A 17599-nucleotide genomic window follows, 5' to 3' on the forward strand; every position below is an offset into this window, starting at 1 on the left:
TGGCGGGTGCGCAGTGGTACTGGTTCATCCGGTGGGCAGGCCGCGATAGGCGGCGCGACCCGCGACCCATGTGCCGGTGATGGCGGGTGTGTGGCCTTGCGGCCAGTCGATCAGCACCAGATCGGCGCGCTGACCCACGCGGATACTGCCCCGGTCGCTCAGATTCATCGCCCGCGCGGGACCATCGCTGACCAACCGCCAGAGTGTCAGCCGGTCGGCGCGCTTTTCAGCATCCAGTCGGGCCACCGCGGCCAGCATCGCAGGGTAGAAATAATCCGATGCCAGCGCGTCACACAGGCCTGCCTCGACCATGTCCCCGGCCCCGAGCGATCCGATATGGCTGCCGCCGCGTGCGGCGTTGGGCGCGCCAAAGATGATCGCATCGCCTGCATCCCGGGCCGCCTGAGCAGCGGCGAGAACCATGGGAAATTCGCTGACTCGCGCGCCACGGTCGCGGAACCACGCGCGGGTTTCCGGGGTGGTGTCGTCGTGGCTGAGCATCGGCGCGCCTGCCTCTGTCCCGATCCGGCCCACGCGGTCGATCATATCCGGCACGTCGGCGCGGCGGTCCCAGACGCGGCTCAACAGCGCGATATAATCGTCTTCGGACAGGCCCGACCGATGCGCCTTTGATGCTGTGCGCGTCTTCATCCGTTCGTCGTCCAGCGCGGCGATGGAGAAATCCGGGGACAGTTCGAACCCGCGATCCTGAATCGGCACGTCATAGGCGCGCATGGTCATGGAGGTGTGGTCGTTGAAGGCAATCGACGGCAACAGTGGCCCATGCAGGGCCTCCTCGATGATGTCCAGCGCCTCGAATGCAAAGGTTTCCCAACGCAATTGCACCCGGTTTTCGACCGTCAGGCGTGGGGCCATGGCACGCATGGTGCGCATCAGGTCGCGCCCCCGGGACACGTCGCGCAGGCCCGGCTCCCATCCCAGGGTGATTGCGTGATAGGCGGTTGCGATTCCGTTGGAGGCCAGTTGCCGGTCGGTGTCGATCACGGCGGCTTCCAACGGAAAATACACGCCCGGGCGCGGCATCACCTGCCGCTCGAAAGCATCCCCATGCACGTCGATCAGTGCGGGCGCGAGGATCATTTCGCGCGCGTCGATCCGGTAGCCCTGCACCGGGCCGCCAATTTCAACGATGCGGCCATCGGCGACGGTCACGGTGGTTTCGACAATCTGGTCGGGCAGGTAGACCTGTGCGCCTTCGAAGGTTTGTATCACGGTCGTGACCCCAGTTTTTCCAATGTCAAATGCCAGTGCCACGACCCCGGCGTCTCATGTTCGCGGTCTTCTAGCCGCAGGCACTCGAAACCGGAAAACAACGCCAGCAGGTCTGCGGCGGAACAGAAGTAGTGCGGGTGGATCTTGTCGGTGCCGGGCGCATCGAAAATCCAGGCGTTGCGTCCGATCTCTTGCCCGGAATACCTGGCTTGCTCAAAGGGAAGACGACGTTTCGACAGCATCGTGCCGAGATAAGTGCCGCCGGGTTTCAGAACGCGGCGGATTTCGCCGATGCTGCGCAGGAGCACGTCTTCGTCGCCATGATAGATCACGTTCCACGACAAAACGTGGTCAAAGCTGTGATCGGGAAAAGGCAGGGCATCCATCCTGCCCAAGACCGTCTCGACGCCGCCCATACGGTCGATTTCCGCGAGCCCCTCGGGCGCGGCATCCAGCGCCACCACCTCGAACCCCTGTGCCGCCAGCCACAGCGCGTGCCGTCCGACACCGGCACCCAGATCGAGGATCCGCGCGCCGGGGGGCAATCCCCTGGCCCAATCCATGACATCCGGTTCGGGGGTCAGCCACTTGCTGCCCGCCTTGATGCCGGCCCAGTGATCGTTCCAATGCACGTCTGCCGTGTCGGTCTTCATGCCTGATCTCCGATTATCTTCGCACGGGCGTGGCCCGAGAGTTGTTCGATCCCGATCACGACGACGGCGATCATGAAGATCACGGTCATCGCCGTGGGATAGTCGAAAAGGTCGAACCCGACCTTCAGTTCGATTCCGATTCCGCCCGCGCCGACAAGCCCGAGCACGGTGGACGACCGCACAGCCTTTTCCAGAGCGTAAAGCGCGGTCGACACGAAGGCGGGCAGGGCCGCGGGAATGGTGGCGCAGGCCACAACGTCGATGCGCCGGGCCCCGGTTGCGGTCAGGCTTTCGGTGGGGCCTTTGTCGGTGGCCTCCATGTCGTCGGCAAAGAAGCGCCCGCAGAAGCCGATGGTATCGACAACGATTGCCAGCATCCCGGCAAAGGGACCGAGCCCCACGGCCACCACAAAAACAAGCGCCCATGCGATATCCGGCACCGCCCGGATGAAGCCAAGGCTGACGCGGACGATCTGGTTCACCCAAGCGCCCGCGATCAGCCCGCGCGCGGCCAGGAGCGCGACGGGCAGCGACAGGATCACGCCCAGAACGGCCCCCGCGACCGCGATCTGAAGGGTTTCGATCATCTTCCAGCCCAGCCGGGCCAGCACATCCGGCGACAGATTGGGTGGAAACGCGCGCGTCATGAAATCGGCAAAGCGCGGCGGCGAGGTCATGACCTTGTCCAGCGAAAAGCCCGCGCCGGACAGGCACCACAGGACGAGCGTCAGCGCCATGGCATAGCTTAGAAACGCCAGCGCAGAGGGCCGTGCGATCCGGTCGGGGGCGGGGCGGGAATGGGACAGGTCAGTCATAGAGCCCTCTGAGATCTTCGGGATGCAGGCTGGCGGCGGTGGCATCCATCCGCAGGCGCCCGCCTGACAGGCCGATCACCCGGTCGCCGAAGTGCAGCGCGTGGTTGATGTTGTGCGAGGTAAAGACAACGGTGACGCCTTGTTCGCGGGCCAGCGTCATGAACAGGTCCATCACGTCTTCGCCTGCCGCCGGGTCGAGCGAGGCACAGGGTTCATCCGCGAACAGGACCTCAGGGCCGGCGACGATGGCCCGTGCGATCGCGACGCGCTGGGATTGTCCACCCGACAGGCGGTCGGCGCGGCGCTGAGCGAAACCCGCAAGGCCAACCTTCTCCAGCGCCTCCATCGCGGCGCGGCGTGAGGCATCGGGGGCAAGGCCGTGTGCCCAGTGGCGCACGCCCGGATGACGGCCCAGAAGCCCGTGCACCACGTTCGACAATACCGACAAGCGCGGCACCAGATTGTGTTTCTGCGACACCAGCCCGGCGCGCGCGCGCAGCGCCCGCAAGGCACTTCCCCGCGCACCGCTTGCATCGCGTCCAAGCAGGCGCACCGAACCCGACGTCACGGGGGTCAGCCCCATCAGACAACGCAGCAGGGTCGACTTGCCCGCGCCGTTGGCCCCCACCAGGGCCACTGCCTCGCCCCGAACGAGCCGAAAGCCGACATCGGAAAAGACAGCAGTGTCGCCAAAGCTCTTGGCGAGTGCCCGGGCTTCGATATCAATCACTGGCAAAGGGCTGTGATCTGCGGCCCCGACTGCCCCGGCGTGGTAGGATTCCGGCCGCGCGGGCTGCGCGACCGGACGATCGAGGACAGGATCAATCACCGATGAACGCATCGAATTGCGGGTAGCCGGCGTTGGCGTACATCGCACGCACATAGTCATACGCGCCGTCGTTGATGGCGACGAGATCCATGCCGATGTACTTGTCGTTCTCTTCATGGGCGGTGATGCCCGCAATGATCTGCGCCTTGTTTTCGAGGATCGCCTCGCGCACCATCATTGCCGCGTCCTGCGGGACGTGCGCGCCGACCATGATCATGTCGTTGGGCAGGTCACCCGACCGCGCGATCATCTTGAAGAACCCGTAGGGCAGGGTCTCTTCCTTGGCACGAATGCTCATGAACGATCCGGCGTTCATGCCGATGGCGTCCACGTCACCATGCTTCAGCGCCTCGAACGCGATGTTTTTCGAGGTATGCGTCCGTTCGATGTCGTTGACCGGATCAATACCATGATCCGCAAGCGCTTGCATCGGGCAGAGCATGTTCGAGGTTGACCCGATGTCACCGAAGGCGACCTTCTTGCCCTTGATGTCCTTTGGTTGGTTCAGACCGCTGTCCGCCCGCACGATGATCGCGCAGTGATAATCCGGACGGCCAAGACCGATCAGCGGTGTGGCGTCAGTGAGCTTGTTGATGACCACGTATTCGGCCGGTCCGGAGACCACGAAATCGACAGTCTCGCCGCGCAGGGCCTCGGCGGCGGCAGTGCGCGAATTCACAGGGAAGAATTCGAAGGTCTCGCCTGTGGCACCCTCCAGTGCGGTCTTGAACGGGCCCCATTCCGTTTGCAGGCGTTCCATGCCTTCAACATCGGTGATGGCGAGTTTCCAGGTTTCGGCGCTTGCGCCAAGCGCGGTGATCGTTGCCAGGCCAAGGCCCAGGATGACGGAATTGAGTTTCATGACAGCCTCCGTGAAAGTCATCCGGATGAATCCACGAGCCTGTAAACCGGTTGCGACGAAAGGGTGAACAATTTGTGAAATGCCGCCGGTGAATGCGGGCGATGGCAATTGTTACGCAAGTGCTGTCAAACCGTCGCCTGCCTGTCATATGGGCGGGCTAAACCAGTATTCATTCGGATGAATTGACATGACCAGACATCAATGGCGCGGAATCCGCGCACTTATAGAGCAGGACATCATGGACGGTGTACTGGAACCCGGGGCAAAACTGCCCACCGAACCGGAAATGGCCGCGCTGTATGGCGCGGGTCGCCATACGGTTCGACGGGCAGTCGCGGAACTTGCCAAGGACGGCTTGCTGAGCGTCGAGCAGGGCAGGGGCACCTTCGTGCTGGCCCGTCCCATGATCGACTATGCCATCGGACGCCGCACCCGGCTGCGGCGCAACCTCGATCCGAAGGGGATCGCGGTGTCCGGCGAAACGCTGGGCCACGACCGGATCATGGCGGCGGGACACGTTGCACGCGCGCTTCGGCTCGCCGAGGGGGCGCCTGTTATCGCAACGCATCGTCGGTCGATGGCGGATGGCGTCCCGGTGAATATCGGCACCATCTTTCACGACGCGGCGCGGTTTCCCGATTTTCCCGAACGGCGGCAGATCATGGGATCAACCACGGCGGTTTACCGATCGTACGGGATCACTGATTACCTGCGCGGCGAGACGTCGATCCATGCCCGCCCGGCTCGGGGCGACGAACCGCGACAGCTGCACCAGCATCCCGATATGCCGGTGCTGGTGGTGCGCGCCGTGGACACATTGCCCGATGGTGCACCCATCGCCCATTCCAAGGTGATCTGGTCGGCGGCGCGCGTGACTTTCAAGATAAGCCCGGATGAGGACGACCTGTGATGACTGTCAAGGAACTGGCGGGTCTTCCGCATGAAGACATGCTGAGTGTGCTGGCCCGCGCCGAGGCGACGCCCCTCAAGGCGTTGGCGGAAACCTTGCTGCCCGGTCTGGGCGCCATCACGGTGCTGGAAAACCGCACCGGTCTCGTGATGCTGCCGATGCAGGATACCGCGCAAGGCACCCATTTCCATCTGGGCGAGGTGCTGGTGAGCGAGGCTCGAATCCGCGGTGACAGGGTCGAGGGCTACGGGATGCGCCGGGGTCGTGATCTCGAAGCGGCGATGGCCATGGCGGTGGTCGATCTGGCGGTCGCTCTGGGCCAAGGCCATGCGGTCTGTGGCGCGTTCGTGCGACACGAGGCGGCCATGCAGACCGAGGCCGACTACGAGACCCTGCGCCGGGTCGAGGCAACCCGCGTCGATATGGAGACCTTCTGATGCCCGCGATCCCTGTTCCATCGGCCAGTGAGACCCGCTGCAATGCAACCTTCGAGGCGCTGATGTGGGCGCTGTCCCGGCCCGGCCTCTCGCGGGATCTACCCCAGCCGCGCCATCGCGCGCTTGTCGAGGCGCTGATTGATCGCGAGTGCGCGGTAAACTGCGACGATCCCGACCTTGCCAGGAGCGCCGCAGGTCTTGGCGCGGCGCTGGTTGCGCGGGAGGCGGCTGATCATGTCTTTGCCGACCGGTTGGACAGCGCGGCTGTCCTGCGCACGTTGCGGCAAGGGTCGGACCTGCACCCCGAAGACGGCGCGACGCTGGTGCTTGAGGCAACCCTGGGCCGTGGGCAGCGGCTTCGGATGACAGGTCCGGGTGTCGATGGCGCAGTCGAGATCGCGGTGGGTGGTCTGCCCGATGGTTTCTGGCAGGAGCGCACCCGCGTGATGCGTTACCCGATGGGGTTTGACCTGTTCCTGACCTCCGGCGCCCGTGTGCTGGGCGTTCCCCGATCCACGGCGGTAGAGGTGGTGTGATGCAATCCTGCCCCAGGAAACAGGACACCTGCAATGTCCTCCCGTAGCAAAGCGATAGGACAACCGGAATGGCGTATGTGGCAACCCGAGGCGGTGAACGCGCAATCGAACAATCACAGCGGCTGTTCCGCGCGGAATTGGGCGCGATCGGCCCCGAACGGGTGGCTGAAGTCCGCGCCGCGCTGCCCTATCTGATTGACCGCGTGATGGGCGAGGCGTCGCTTTACGAAGAAGACCTTGCCGCGCTGGCGCTGGCACAGACAGGGGGCGAGCTATACGAGGCGGTCCTTTTGCTGCGCGCCTGGCGAACCACGCAGCCGCGCTTGCAGGTGGCTGATCCTGTAACGCAGGACGGCCTGTTCACGCATCGTCGCATCTCGGCGGCGTTCAAGGACATACCGGGCGGGCAGGTGCTTGGACCGACGCTGGATTATGCGCACCGTATTCTGGCGACCGAGGTGCTTGGCGGGCGTACCTATCGCCCCGACCCGGTCGAGCCCGCGCGGTGTCCGGCGCCTGCGCGGCAGCCGTCGGTTGCGGCGTGGCAGGCTGCGAACGGATTGTTGAGCGCGCCCGAGCCGGACACGACCTGTGGCAACGCCATCCCCGATATCACGCGCGAGCCGCTGCTGTTTCCGGCCAAGCGGGCGCATACGCTGCAATCGTTGGCGCGCGCCGAAACCGGCGGCGTGCTTGCGCTGGGATATGCTGCGCAGCGCGGCTATGGTCAGGCCCACCCGACGGTCAACGAACTGCGGCTGGCCGAGGCCGAGGTGATCGTGCAGCACCCGCGCGGCACGCGGTTCAGCGCCGGGCGGGTCAAGGTCAGCCAGGCCGAGGTCGTGTCGAAGAAGGGCACGCAGTTGGAGCTGGGCTTTTCCGCGACTCTGGGCTGGAACGAGGTCAAGACGATTGCCGCCGCCACGCTGGACCTGAACGCCAAAGGCGCGGCCAAGGGGTCGGCCACGGAAGAGGAATTCTTTCTCTACCACACCGAAGGCGTCGAGAGCTCGGGCTTCTGCATCCACTTCAAGCTGCCGCACTACGTCACCTTCCAGTCGGCGCTGGACGCCATGCGTGACGCAAAGGCAACTGCCGAAGGGGATGGCCCGTCGCAGCCCTCAAACCCGGAAACGGCCGGTCGATCGCAACAGGGACCTGCAGAATGACTCTCGCAACTCTGACCAAGTCCTGGGAACCGATGTCCTATGGGTTTCTCGATGCCTCGGCCAAGCGCGAGATCCGGCGCAGGATGCTCAAGGCGATCGCTGTTCCGGGCTGCCAGATGCCCTACGCCAGCCGCGAGGTGCCAATGGCGCGCGGTTGGGGGACGGGCGGTTTGCAGGTGTCCTGCACGCTTGTGAGTCCGCAGACCCGGATCAAGGTGATCGACCAGGGGGCTGACGACAGTGTGAACGCCGCCTCGATCCGCACATTTCTGGCGCGCGTGTCCGGAGCGCCGACGACGACGGATACGCTGGACGCCGACCTGATCCAGTCACGCCACCGCGTTCCCGAAGAACGCCTACGCGCCGATCAGGTTCTTGTGTTGCAGGTGCCGAACCCGGAGCCGCTGCGCCCGGTTCAGCCGAACATGTCCATCGCTCGGCAGATGCATGCGGATGCGGATTATGGGCGGATGTGGCTGCAATTGTATGAGCAGATCGTCCGGTCGGGCCGCGTGATGCAGGGCGCGGCCTATCCCAGCCTTGTCAACGGCCGCCATGTGATGACGCCGTCGCCGATCCCGCGCTGGGACGTGCCGAAACTGCACATGGCGCAGCACCTGACCATCCTGTCGGCGGGGCGCGAAAAGCGCCTTCACGCGGTGCCGCCCTTTACCCGGGTCGAGCCTCTGGTCTTCGATGACGTTCCCTATCGCGTCGAGGATCACGCCGCATTGACCTGCCACCGGTCGGGAGTGCGCGGGTTTTTCATGAATGAGATCCCGCAGGCCGACGGAACGTCCCTGCACGAAGTGTCGGACAGCGACCTTGGGGTCAAGACGCTCCGCCGGGCCGAGGGTGAGACCATCCGGATTGGCGAAACGTGGTATCGCGACGGAGACATGTCATGACGGTCATGGACGCGCCGAAACTGGTCAAGACCCGCCCGCTGCTGATCGCGCGGCATGTGTGCAAGTCCTACGGAACCGTGCAGGCCCTGCGCGATGTCTCGGCCATGGTCTATCCGGGCGAGGTGCTTGGCATCGTTGGCGAAAGTGGGTCGGGCAAGTCGACGTTTCTGCGGTGCCTGAACCTTGAAGAGGTTCCAGACGAGGGAACCTATACGCTGGACCTGCCGGACGTGCAGGGCAACCTGTTCGAGCTTGACCGGTTTGCCCGCCGGATGCTGTGCGCCACGCGGATCGGCATCGTTTATCAGAATCCGCACCTTGGGTTGCTGATGACGCATTCGTCGTCGGGCAATGTGGCCGAACGGATGCTGGTTGCGGGTGAGCGGCGCTTTCATGTGCTGCGGGAGAAGGCACGCGGTGCGCTGGATGCCTCCGAATTTCCGCTTGAGCGCATGGATGCACCGCCGATTGAGCTGTCGGGCGGGATGCAGCAGCGCGTGCAGCTGGCCAAGGCCATCGCTCTGGAACCCGCTTTGCTGCTGCTGGACGAGCCGACCACGGGGCTTGATGTCTCGGTTCAGGCGCTGGTGCTGGATACGCTCAAGCGGCTGCAACAGGACCGCAAGATCACCATGGTGATCGTCAGCCATGACCTTGGCGTGATCCGCACCCTGTCGGACCGGGTCATGGTCATGCGGCAGGGCAGGGTGGTCGAACAGGGCCTGGCCGACCAGGTGTTCCAGGACCCGCAGCATCCCTACACGCAACAGTTGGTGCACGCAAAGCTATGAGCCGGATTCTGGATATACGCAGCCTGTCCAAGGGCTTTGAAATGCACCACCTGGGGGCCTCCATGGCGGCCTTTTCCAACATTTCATTTACGCTGGACGCCGGTGAATTCCTGCTGCTCAAGGGGCGCAACGGGGCCGGCAAATCGACCCTGCTGCGCACGCTTTACCGCAGCTATCTGGCGGCCCGCGGCGAAATCCTGTTCCACTCCAGCCACGGGGTGATCGATCTTGCCCGCGCGGCGGACGTGGATATCACGTTTCTGCGCAGGACCGAGATCGGGTTTGTCACGCAATTCCTGACCGCGCGTCCACGCGTCAGCGCCGAGGCGCTGGTCGCCGAACCACTTCGGCTTGCCGGGCACGATCCGGATGCTGTCCTGACTGAGGCGCGCCACTGGCTGGCGACCTTCGGGGTGAAGCCGGAACTTTGGCGTGCCTATCCCACGACTTTCTCGGGCGGCGAGCAGCAGAAGGTAAACCTTGCCCGCGCGCTGATTCTGCCGCAGCGGTTGTTGCTGCTGGACGAACCCACCGCGTCACTCGACGTGTCCGCGCGCAAGGCGCTGATCGATCGGCTCGCCGAGTTGAAAGCCAAGGGAACCGCGATGATCGGCGTTTTCCACCATCCCGGTGATGTGGCAACGCTGATCGACCGCGAGATTGACCTGACCCCGCAAGTCCCAACCATGGAGGAGCGCACCGATGTGGCTGTCTGATTTCACCCTCGTCCTGCCTGACCGCGTGGTGCCAAACGGGTCGATCCGGATGGAAGGCGCAAACATCGCCGAAATCACCGACCATCCGGTGGACGGCGGCCTGCGCGGGCAGCGGCATACGGTCTTCCCCGGTTTCATAGACATGCATGGCGACATGATTGAACAGGAAATCGAACCCCGCGTGAACGTCGATTTCCCGATGCAGGTGGCGCTGCATGCTCTGGATGCGCGGCTGGCAGCCAGCGGCGTGACCACGGCCTATGCGGCCGTGTCGTTTTCGCGCGGTGCCCGCGAAGGTGAACGGCGTTCGTTCGACCATACCTCGGCCGTCATCCGATCGCTGCAATCGATGCGCGGGGCGGCGCGGGTCGATCACCGCATACATGCCCGGTTTGATATCACCTTTGACAACGCGGTGACGGTGCTGGCGCAGTTGCTGGACGACGGCCAGGTTGATCTGGTGTCCCTGATGGATCACACGCCGGGGCAGGGGCAGTATCGCAACATCGAAACCCACATCCGCAACAAGGCGGCGCAGCACGGCATCTCCGAAACCGAAGCACGGCAGATCGTGGCGACCAACGTTGCTCTGCGGTCGCGTCCGCAAGAGGTGTTGCTCAATAACATGCAGACCGTGGCGCGGCTGTGTCGTGATCACGGTGTCGCTTTGGCCAGCCATGATGACGACACGGAGGCCAAGGCGCAGCTGATGGCCGATCTTGGCGCGGTGATCGCCGAATTTCCGGTCACTCCGGAAGCTGCAGAAGCCGCGATAGACCGGGGCATGATGGTCGCGATGGGCGCGCCGAATGCGATGCGCGGTCAAAGCTATTCCGGCAATCTGTCGGCGCGCGAAGCCCACGCGGCGGGCCATTTGTCGATCCTGGCCGCCGATTATCATCCTGCCGCGATCCTGCCCGCGATCCGGGCTCTGGCCGGCCAGGACCCGGACGGGTTGGCCGGGGCGACGCGGCTGGCATCGGCCCATCCGGCGCGGGCGCTTGGCCTGTCGGACCGGGGCGAAATCACCATCGGGCGCAAGGCCGATCTGGTTGTTGTTAATGCGTCCGACCGTGTGGTGATGACGCTGAGGGAGGGGGAAGTGATCTATTCCGACGGCAGTATGTCCCTGCCCGAGGCCTCCGCGACGACCGCCGTCAGAGAACTGTCACATATCGATTAGAAAGCTGTCATGCCCCGGTCGGGTGGTTGTCACAGACCGGCGTTAGAACGCGAGTCGAACATTCATTCGGATGAATCGGCGGAGCCTTTCGATGACAGGAAATCTGACACTCTCGTCCCTGAGCCGCCGTTTTGGCGACACGACCGCGGTGGACACCGTCAGTCTGTCGGTAAAACCGGGGCAGTTCGTCGGCGTCATCGGGCGTTCGGGCGCGGGCAAGTCGACGCTGCTGCGATTGGTAAACCGGTTGATCGACCCCACTAAGGGGTCGATTTCGTTTGACGGGGTCGAGATTACCGCGCTGAAGGGGCGTGCCTTGCGCAACTGGCGCCGCGACTGTGCGATGATCTTTCAGCAGTTCAATCTGGTGGACAGGCTGGACGTGCTGACCAACGTGCTCATCGGGCGATTGGCCGAACACGGGTTCCTGTCGTCGATGACCATGTCGTTCACCGATGCCGAACGGACCATGGCGATCGAGGCGCTGGACCGGCTGGATCTGGTGCCGCAGGCACTGCAGCGGGCGGGTACGCTGTCGGGCGGACAGCAGCAGCGCGTGGCCATCGCCAAGGCGCTCGTCCAAAACCCAAAGATCATGCTGGCGGACGAACCCATCGCATCGCTTGATCCGGCCAATGCGACGCGGGTGATGGACGGCCTGCGCCGGATCAACCGCGAAGACGGGCTGACCGTGCTCGTCAACCTGCACACCCTGGATACCGCGCGCGCCTATTGCGACAGGATCGTCGCCATGCGCGCCGGCCGGGTGATGTTCGACGGAACCGCCGGGCAACTGACCGATGACGTTGTCCGCGACATCTACGGCATCGAAGGGCTGATGGAGTTCAACGAGGCCGTCACATCGACCACGGCACGCGCGACCAGGCGTGTGACCGAACAGATTTGACCAGAACGCAATCAAGGGGGATACCACCATGCGTTTTCTGACCACCACCGCGCTTGTCGCGCTGATCGCCGCACCGGCCTGGGCCGACGGGTGGAAAAACGACTATCAGGTGCTGAAGTTCGGCATCTTGTCCGGCGAGAACGAAAAGGATCGCCTGCAACGCAACGAACCGCTCCGTGTCTGGCTCGAAAGCCAGCTGGGCGTCGAGGTCGAGATCTTCACCGCCGGGAACTATGACGGCGTGATTCAGGCGCTGGCCGCCGATCAGATCGAAATCGGGCGGCTTGGCTCTTCGTCTTATGCCGCGGCTTATACCGCGACGGACGGCGGCGTGGTCCCGACGTTGACCTCCATCAAGAAGGACGGCAACACCGGCTATCATTCGATCGTCGTGACCCGCTGCGACAGCGGCATCAAATCGCTGGCTGACGCCGAGGGCAAGGTGCACGCCTTTGCCGATCCCGACAGCACGTCCGGCTACGCTGTGCCGTATTTCAACATGGTCACCAAGGAAGGCTTCAAGCCCGAGGACTTCTTTGGCTCGGTCGTGTTCGGCGGCAGCCACGAGGCTGACGTGACAGGGGTGGTCAATGGCACCTTCGACACGGCGTCGACCTGGCAGAACAACGAAGACGACGGCATCCCGCAGCGCATGGTTGAAAAGAGCATGATCGAGCCGGGCGTGATCTGCAAGATCTGGGAATCGCCTGAAATCACCTCGGGTCCCTGGACCTTCCGCAAGAACCTGCCGGCCGAACTCATTGAGGACGTGACCGTCGCGCTTGAAGAATTTGCCGAGGGCGATCCGAAAGGCTGGAAGCTGTACAACTCCATCGTGGACGGGGATGCCAACCCGCCGGTGGGCTTCACCCGCGTCGATAGCGAACGCTATCAGTGGATTGTCGACATGCGCGCCTGGATCAAAAAGCAGCGCCGCTCGAACTCCTGATTCCGGTTTTACAGAACGAAGGCGGGCGTGCGCGCCCGTCTTTTCCTGACGGAGGATGCCCATGGTGGCCGTTGACCTGCCTGCGACTGGCCCGGTGGCCGATTTCGAACGCGATTTTGCCGCGCGGCGCCGCCGTGCCCGGATCGGTTGGGCCATTGGTGCCGCGGTCTTTCTGACGCTCTTTGCCTTTACGAGCTGGATCGGAGATTTCTTCAAGGTCACGCAGATAACCCTGCCGGACGGGTCGCGCGACTGGCGATGGATCATCCCGGCGGGCATTCCGCGCCTTGGCGAATACATCGAAAAAACGCTGCCGGTACTGCGCTGGGAAAGCCTTGGCGCCGATGTCGCGAACTGGTTCTGGCGGTGGAAAATCTGGCTGGAACTGTTGTTCGAAACCGTCCTGATCGCCTTCATGGCAACAACGGTGGGGGTCTTTGGCGGGTTTCTTTTGTCCTTTCCGGCAGCACGGAACCTGTCGCCAAACAAGTGGGTGCTGTGGGTCACGCGGCGCTATCTTGAAATTGCCAGAACCGTCCCGGATCTGGTCTGGGCTTTGATCTTTGTCTTTTGCTTCGGCGTTGGTCCGCTGGCCGGGGTCATGGCCATCGGGCTTCATGCCACCGGCGCCTTGGGCAAGCTCTATTCCGAAGTGAATGAAAACATCGACATGCGCCCTCTGGAAGGCGTGAAGGCAGCCGGTGGCACCTGGTTCGACCAGATCCGCTATGGCGCGGTGCCACAGGTGCTGCCCAATATCATCAGCTACACGCTGCTGCGGTTTGAGATCAATGTCCGCTCATCGTCGATCATCGGCTATGTCGGCGCGGGCGGGTTGGGTCAGGAATTCCGCACAGCGATGTCGTTTCAGGAATACACCGACCTGTCGGCGCTGTTCGTCATCATCTTTATGACCGTGGTCATCATAGACTTCGGGTCGGAAAAACTGCGCCACCGCGTCATCAATCTGAAAGAGGTCCGCACATGACCCCGCCCACCGCCGCCCAGATCGCCGACGCTCAAGCCCGCGTGCCGCTGGCTTTCCGCGTGCCCCTGATGGTGCGATTGCGCCGTTATACGCTGTGGAGCGGGTTCGTCATGCTGTTCGCTTGGTGCCTGTACGATTTCGATGTCTCGCCCTTGCGCTTGTGGACCGGGCTGGACCGGCTTGGCACCGTGATGGGGTTCATGTTTCCGCCCTATGTCTGGACCACATGGGCCGAGTTCTCGGAGATCCTCGAAGGGCTGGGAGAGACGCTGGCGATTGCGTTCCTTGGCACGCTTCTGGGTGCGCTCTTTGCCTTTCCGCTGTCGTTCCTCGGGGCACGCAACATCGTGCGGCAGACCGTGCTGCGCCTGACTGTCCGGCGCGGGTACGACCTGATCCGTGCGTTCGAGACACTGATCCTTGCGCTGATCTTCATTCGCGCCTTCGGCCTCGGTCCGCTTCCCGGCATCCTCGCCATCGCCGTCTCCGAGATTGGCACTTTTGCGAAACTGTTTTCTGAAGCGATCGAGAACACTTCTGACAAACCCATCGAAGGCGTCAAGGCTTCGGGTGGGTCGCGGCTTCAGCAGATCCGGTACGGCATCGGCCCGCAGGTCAATCCGGTGTTCCTGTCAATCCTGTTGTATAACTTCGAATCCAATGTCCGCTCCGGCACGATCCTCGGCATCGTCGGCGCAGGCGGCATCGGGTTCCTCCTCTCCGACCGGATTTCGGCCTACAAATGGGGCGAGGCCTGGTCAATCATCTTTCTGATCATCGCGATGGTTTACGTGATCGACTGGCTATCCGGCCTGATCCGCGCCCGACTGATCGGCAAAACGGAGCTATCGAAATGAGCAAGAACCACCTGACCGAAGCGCCGACGATCCATGCGGAGGCCCACGTGACGGATTGCACCCTTGGCGCCTGGACCGAGGTCGGCAAGGGCACCATGATGCGCGAAAGCAGCATGGGCGACTGGTCGTATATTACGCAGAATTGCCATGTGATCTGGACCACCATCGGCAAGATGTGCTCGATCGCCAATGCCACCCGGATCAATCCCGGCAACCATCCCACATGGCGCGCGGTGCAGCATCACAGCGTGTATCGCGCCGAAGCCTATGGGCTGGGGGAAGACGATCACGACTTTTTCGACTGGCGCCGCGCCGATTGGGTAACCATCGGTCATGACGTCTGGATCGGACATGGTGTGACCATCACTGCCGGGGTCACCATCGGTGACGGCGCGGTGATCGGCGCGGGAGCCGTGGTGACGCGCGACGTGGCCCCATATACCGTGGTCGGTGGCGTGCCCGCTCGCGAGATCAGGCGCCGTTTCACCGATGCGCAGGCCGACGCCTTGCGCCAGATCGCGGTCTGGGACTGGTCGCGCGACGCCTACAAGGCGGCCTTGCCCGACATCCGGGCGCTGTCCATCGAGGCCTTCATCGAGAAATATCGCGGGGCGCGCGCTGATCCTTGAGGTGTTGCCGCCGCCGTCACAGGACCACGCGGGGCCATCGCCAGACGGGGTGACACGGCATACAGGATCTGGACGGGCACGCGGCGTTTGGGCGGATTGGTTCTACCCAAGAAGATACGCGCCTGCATTTGCGGTCGAAAGAGCCGCGAAGCCGCGCTCAAATACGACGCGTCGCGACAGCAGCCCGGTCCTTATCCTCCCGGCTATCGCCGTGGCATCCCGAGTCACCTACAGTCTGTGAATGGTAGAGGCCGGAGCATGGTTACCCACGCTGGACGGTTTTCAGACCGGCGCTGCGCCTGCTTTTGACGAAGCCCAGAAAGACAATGAGCAGGCTGCAAAGCAGGAAACCCATCGAAAGCGGTCGGTCCCCGATCGCCCAGATATCACCACGAAAAATCATCAGCGTCCGTCTGAGGTTGTCTTCCATCATCGGGCCGAGCACCAGACCGAGGATCAAGGGTGCCGGTTCGAGCCTGAGGATTGACATGGCGTAGCCAAGCGCCCCGAACATCATCACCAGCACGAGGTCGAGCACCGCGTAGTTCACGCTGTAGACGCCAAGACAGATGAAGACGAGGATCGCCGGAAACAGCATGTGATAGGGGATCTTGAGCAGCCGGACCCACAAGCCGATCAGTGGGATGTTCAGGACCACCAGAAGGATGTTGCCGATCAGGAAACTGGCCACCAGGCCCCAGAACAGATCTGGTTGTTCGGTGATGAGGCGTGGACCCGGCGCGACACCGTGGATCAGCATGACGCCCAGCATCATCGCCATGATCGCATCGCCCGGCACGCCAAGCGTCAGAGTGGGAATGAACGCTGTCTGCGTCGCGGCATTGTTCGCGGCTTCAGGTCCGGTAATGCCTTCGATGGCGCCGCGTCCGAACAGAGAAGGATCGCGGTGGGATTTCTTTTCAACGACATAGGACGCGAAAGCGGCTATCAGGCTCCCCGTTCCGGGCAGCGCCCCGAAGAAGGCGCCGATACCGCTGCCGCGCAGCATCGGCTTGATCGAGCGCTGTATATACTCGCGGTTGGGCAGCATGGACCGGATCGTGATCTGCCCCTGAACCAGCGGCACGTTGTCCTTTCGGCCGGCATTCGCAATGACTTCCGGCAATCCGAACAAGCCAAGCGAAATCGCGACGAGCGGCAACCCGGCATAGAGTTCCGGCTGGCCGAAGGTGAACCGCTGGACACCGGTGCTGATGTCCGTGCCGACGATGCCGAGGAACAGGCCGATGAAAATCGAGGCCGTGGACCGCAGATGCGACCCCTTCGACAACATGCCCGCAGCGAGAAGACCGAGCAACATCAGGGTGAAGTATTCCGGAGACCCGAAGTTCAGCGCGATCATCGAAAGCAGCGGCGCGCAAAGTGCGAGGATCAGCAGGCCTATGATACTGCCGGTGAAAGAGGCGACTGCAGTCATGAACAGGGCGACACCGGCGCGGCCCTTCTGGGCCATGGGATATCCATCGAGGCAAGTGATCGCCGTGTTGGCCGTACCGGGAAGGTTGAGCAGGATGGACGCGGTCGATCCGCCGAAGGCCGCCCCGTAGTAGATGCCGGAGAGCATGATGAGCGCGTGGACCGTCTCCAGATGAAACGTGATCGGCATCAGAATGGCGAGTGTCGCCATGACGCCAAGCCCCGGAAGCACCCCGACAACCGTCCCCAGAAAGACCCCAAGGAAGCAGTAGAGCAGTCCGGATACGGAGAGCGCGACGGAAAAGCCGAGGAGCAGATTGTCAAACATCAGTACGCTCCAAAGGCTCTGGCCTGGAAGCCAAGAAGGTGGACAAACAGGCCCATAGCGATACTGCTCATAACGGCGGCGACGATGGCGCTGTCACGGAACCTGGCCGCAGGGTCTGCCCAGGCGGACAGAAAGACGGCCACCCAGATCGCGGGGATGAGACCGGCCGTTCGGATTAGCGCAGTAAACGCGGCAAGTCCGGCCACGATCAGAAGCAAGCTGCGCAAATTCAAGCGCGCCGGCATGTCATCCGGATCCAAAGGTCCGCTGCGGCCTTCGAAGATCGCGATGGCAAGGCCGAGCACGATCAGGATCAAGCCGATCCCCGCCGGAAAGAGCGCAGGCCCTATCCGGCGCATGGAGCCGAAGTCCCACCCGAGCGCGGAAACGAGAGCAAAGACGCCAAGCAGGGCGACAGCCGCTCCGCAAACGAGATCATTCCTGCGCAGATGTTCTGCCATC

Annotated in this window: 20 protein-coding genes; 13 read left to right on the top strand and 7 right to left on the bottom strand. The window is 63.3% G+C overall.

Annotated features, from left to right (window positions below; translation table 11 throughout):
- Window positions 1–24: 24 nt before the first annotated feature.
- The 5 genes from ACN2XU_RS19495 to ACN2XU_RS19515 are packed head-to-tail and all read right to left on the bottom strand — an operon-like array spanning window position 25 to window position 4392.
- On the bottom strand, window positions 25–1275 hold the full coding sequence (locus ACN2XU_RS19495; RefSeq protein ID WP_419412019.1) for an alpha-D-ribose 1-methylphosphonate 5-triphosphate diphosphatase: 1251 nt from the start codon (window positions 1273–1275) through the stop codon (window positions 25–27).
- Window positions 1230–1886 (bottom strand): class I SAM-dependent methyltransferase, encoded by a 657-nt coding sequence (locus tag ACN2XU_RS19500; RefSeq protein WP_419412020.1) that lies wholly within the window; start codon window positions 1884–1886, stop codon window positions 1230–1232. The genes ACN2XU_RS19495 and ACN2XU_RS19500 overlap by 46 nt, the downstream gene beginning before the upstream one ends.
- Entirely contained in the window at window positions 1883–2701 is an 819-nt protein-coding gene (phnE, locus tag ACN2XU_RS19505; protein ID WP_419412021.1) for a phosphonate ABC transporter, permease protein PhnE, read from the bottom strand. Before phnE (ACN2XU_RS19505) ends, ACN2XU_RS19500 begins: the two co-directional genes overlap by 4 nt.
- A complete protein-coding gene (locus ACN2XU_RS19510; RefSeq protein ID WP_419412022.1) occupies window positions 2694–3530 on the bottom strand; it encodes a phosphonate ABC transporter ATP-binding protein in 837 nt (278 codons plus the stop codon). The genes phnE (ACN2XU_RS19505) and ACN2XU_RS19510 overlap by 8 nt, the downstream gene beginning before the upstream one ends.
- A complete protein-coding gene (locus ACN2XU_RS19515) occupies window positions 3523–4392 on the bottom strand; it encodes a PhnD/SsuA/transferrin family substrate-binding protein (RefSeq protein ID WP_419412023.1) in 870 nt (289 codons plus the stop codon). The genes ACN2XU_RS19510 and ACN2XU_RS19515 overlap by 8 nt, the downstream gene beginning before the upstream one ends.
- 187 nt (window positions 4393–4579) lie before the next feature.
- On the opposite strand from ACN2XU_RS19515, the gene phnF reads away from it, so the two are divergent.
- From phnF to ACN2XU_RS19580, 13 genes are all read left to right on the top strand, one after another.
- The gene (phnF, locus tag ACN2XU_RS19520; RefSeq protein ID WP_419412024.1) at window positions 4580–5302 is read left to right on the top strand and encodes a phosphonate metabolism transcriptional regulator PhnF; all 723 of its coding nucleotides are present in this window, start codon (window positions 4580–4582) and stop codon (window positions 5300–5302) included.
- Window positions 5302–5739, top strand: a complete 438-nt coding sequence (locus ACN2XU_RS19525; protein WP_419412025.1) for a phosphonate C-P lyase system protein PhnG — start codon at window positions 5302–5304, stop codon at window positions 5737–5739. The genes phnF and ACN2XU_RS19525 overlap by 1 nt, the downstream gene beginning before the upstream one ends.
- On the top strand, window positions 5739–6275 hold the full coding sequence (phnH, locus tag ACN2XU_RS19530; protein WP_419412026.1) for a phosphonate C-P lyase system protein PhnH: 537 nt from the start codon (window positions 5739–5741) through the stop codon (window positions 6273–6275). The genes ACN2XU_RS19525 and phnH overlap by 1 nt, the downstream gene beginning before the upstream one ends.
- 68 nt (window positions 6276–6343) lie before the next feature.
- The gene (locus tag ACN2XU_RS19535) at window positions 6344–7444 is read left to right on the top strand and encodes a carbon-phosphorus lyase complex subunit PhnI (protein WP_419412027.1); all 1101 of its coding nucleotides are present in this window, start codon (window positions 6344–6346) and stop codon (window positions 7442–7444) included.
- Window positions 7441–8352 carry an alpha-D-ribose 1-methylphosphonate 5-phosphate C-P-lyase PhnJ gene (locus tag ACN2XU_RS19540; protein ID WP_419412028.1) on the top strand — a complete coding sequence of 304 codons (912 nt, stop codon included), beginning with the start codon at window positions 7441–7443 and terminating at the stop codon, window positions 8350–8352. The genes ACN2XU_RS19535 and ACN2XU_RS19540 overlap by 4 nt, the downstream gene beginning before the upstream one ends.
- On the top strand, window positions 8349–9143 hold the full coding sequence (locus ACN2XU_RS19545; protein WP_419412029.1) for an ATP-binding cassette domain-containing protein: 795 nt from the start codon (window positions 8349–8351) through the stop codon (window positions 9141–9143). The genes ACN2XU_RS19540 and ACN2XU_RS19545 overlap by 4 nt, the downstream gene beginning before the upstream one ends.
- Window positions 9140–9859, top strand: coding sequence for a phosphonate C-P lyase system protein PhnL (locus ACN2XU_RS19550; RefSeq protein ID WP_419412030.1), 720 nt, complete (start codon window positions 9140–9142; stop codon window positions 9857–9859). Before ACN2XU_RS19545 ends, ACN2XU_RS19550 begins: the two co-directional genes overlap by 4 nt.
- Complete coding sequence (locus ACN2XU_RS19555) at window positions 9846–11042, top strand: alpha-D-ribose 1-methylphosphonate 5-triphosphate diphosphatase (protein WP_419412031.1); 1197 nt, start codon at window positions 9846–9848, stop codon at window positions 11040–11042. The genes ACN2XU_RS19550 and ACN2XU_RS19555 overlap by 14 nt, the downstream gene beginning before the upstream one ends.
- A gap of 91 nt (window positions 11043–11133) precedes the next feature.
- Window positions 11134–11949 carry a phosphonate ABC transporter ATP-binding protein gene (gene phnC, locus ACN2XU_RS19560; RefSeq protein WP_419412032.1) on the top strand — a complete coding sequence of 272 codons (816 nt, stop codon included), beginning with the start codon at window positions 11134–11136 and terminating at the stop codon, window positions 11947–11949.
- Between the two features lie 28 nt (window positions 11950–11977).
- Window positions 11978–12898 carry a phosphate/phosphite/phosphonate ABC transporter substrate-binding protein gene (gene phnD / locus ACN2XU_RS19565; protein WP_419412033.1) on the top strand — a complete coding sequence of 307 codons (921 nt, stop codon included), beginning with the start codon at window positions 11978–11980 and terminating at the stop codon, window positions 12896–12898.
- A 61-nt stretch (window positions 12899–12959) separates the two neighbouring features.
- Complete coding sequence (gene phnE, locus ACN2XU_RS19570) at window positions 12960–13886, top strand: phosphonate ABC transporter, permease protein PhnE (protein ID WP_419412034.1); 927 nt, start codon at window positions 12960–12962, stop codon at window positions 13884–13886.
- Window positions 13883–14743 carry a phosphonate ABC transporter, permease protein PhnE gene (gene phnE / locus ACN2XU_RS19575; RefSeq protein ID WP_419412035.1) on the top strand — a complete coding sequence of 287 codons (861 nt, stop codon included), beginning with the start codon at window positions 13883–13885 and terminating at the stop codon, window positions 14741–14743. Before phnE (ACN2XU_RS19570) ends, phnE (ACN2XU_RS19575) begins: the two co-directional genes overlap by 4 nt.
- The gene (locus tag ACN2XU_RS19580) at window positions 14740–15372 is read left to right on the top strand and encodes a DapH/DapD/GlmU-related protein (RefSeq protein ID WP_419412036.1); all 633 of its coding nucleotides are present in this window, start codon (window positions 14740–14742) and stop codon (window positions 15370–15372) included. Before phnE (ACN2XU_RS19575) ends, ACN2XU_RS19580 begins: the two co-directional genes overlap by 4 nt.
- 262 nt (window positions 15373–15634) lie before the next feature.
- Here the strand turns inward: ACN2XU_RS19580 and ACN2XU_RS19585 are convergent, their stop codons facing one another.
- Together ACN2XU_RS19585 and ACN2XU_RS19590 are read right to left on the bottom strand one after the other, a co-directional pair.
- Window positions 15635–17137 carry a tripartite tricarboxylate transporter permease gene (locus ACN2XU_RS19585; protein WP_419412037.1) on the bottom strand — a complete coding sequence of 501 codons (1503 nt, stop codon included), beginning with the start codon at window positions 17135–17137 and terminating at the stop codon, window positions 15635–15637.
- Window positions 17137–17598, bottom strand: a complete 462-nt coding sequence (locus tag ACN2XU_RS19590; RefSeq protein ID WP_419412038.1) for a tripartite tricarboxylate transporter TctB family protein — start codon at window positions 17596–17598, stop codon at window positions 17137–17139. Before ACN2XU_RS19590 ends, ACN2XU_RS19585 begins: the two co-directional genes overlap by 1 nt.
- Window position 17599: the final 1 nt, after the last annotated feature.

It is taken from the genome of Pacificoceanicola niger (genome assembly GCF_048553275.1).
Lineage (GTDB): Bacteria > Pseudomonadota > Alphaproteobacteria > Rhodobacterales > Rhodobacteraceae > Pacificoceanicola.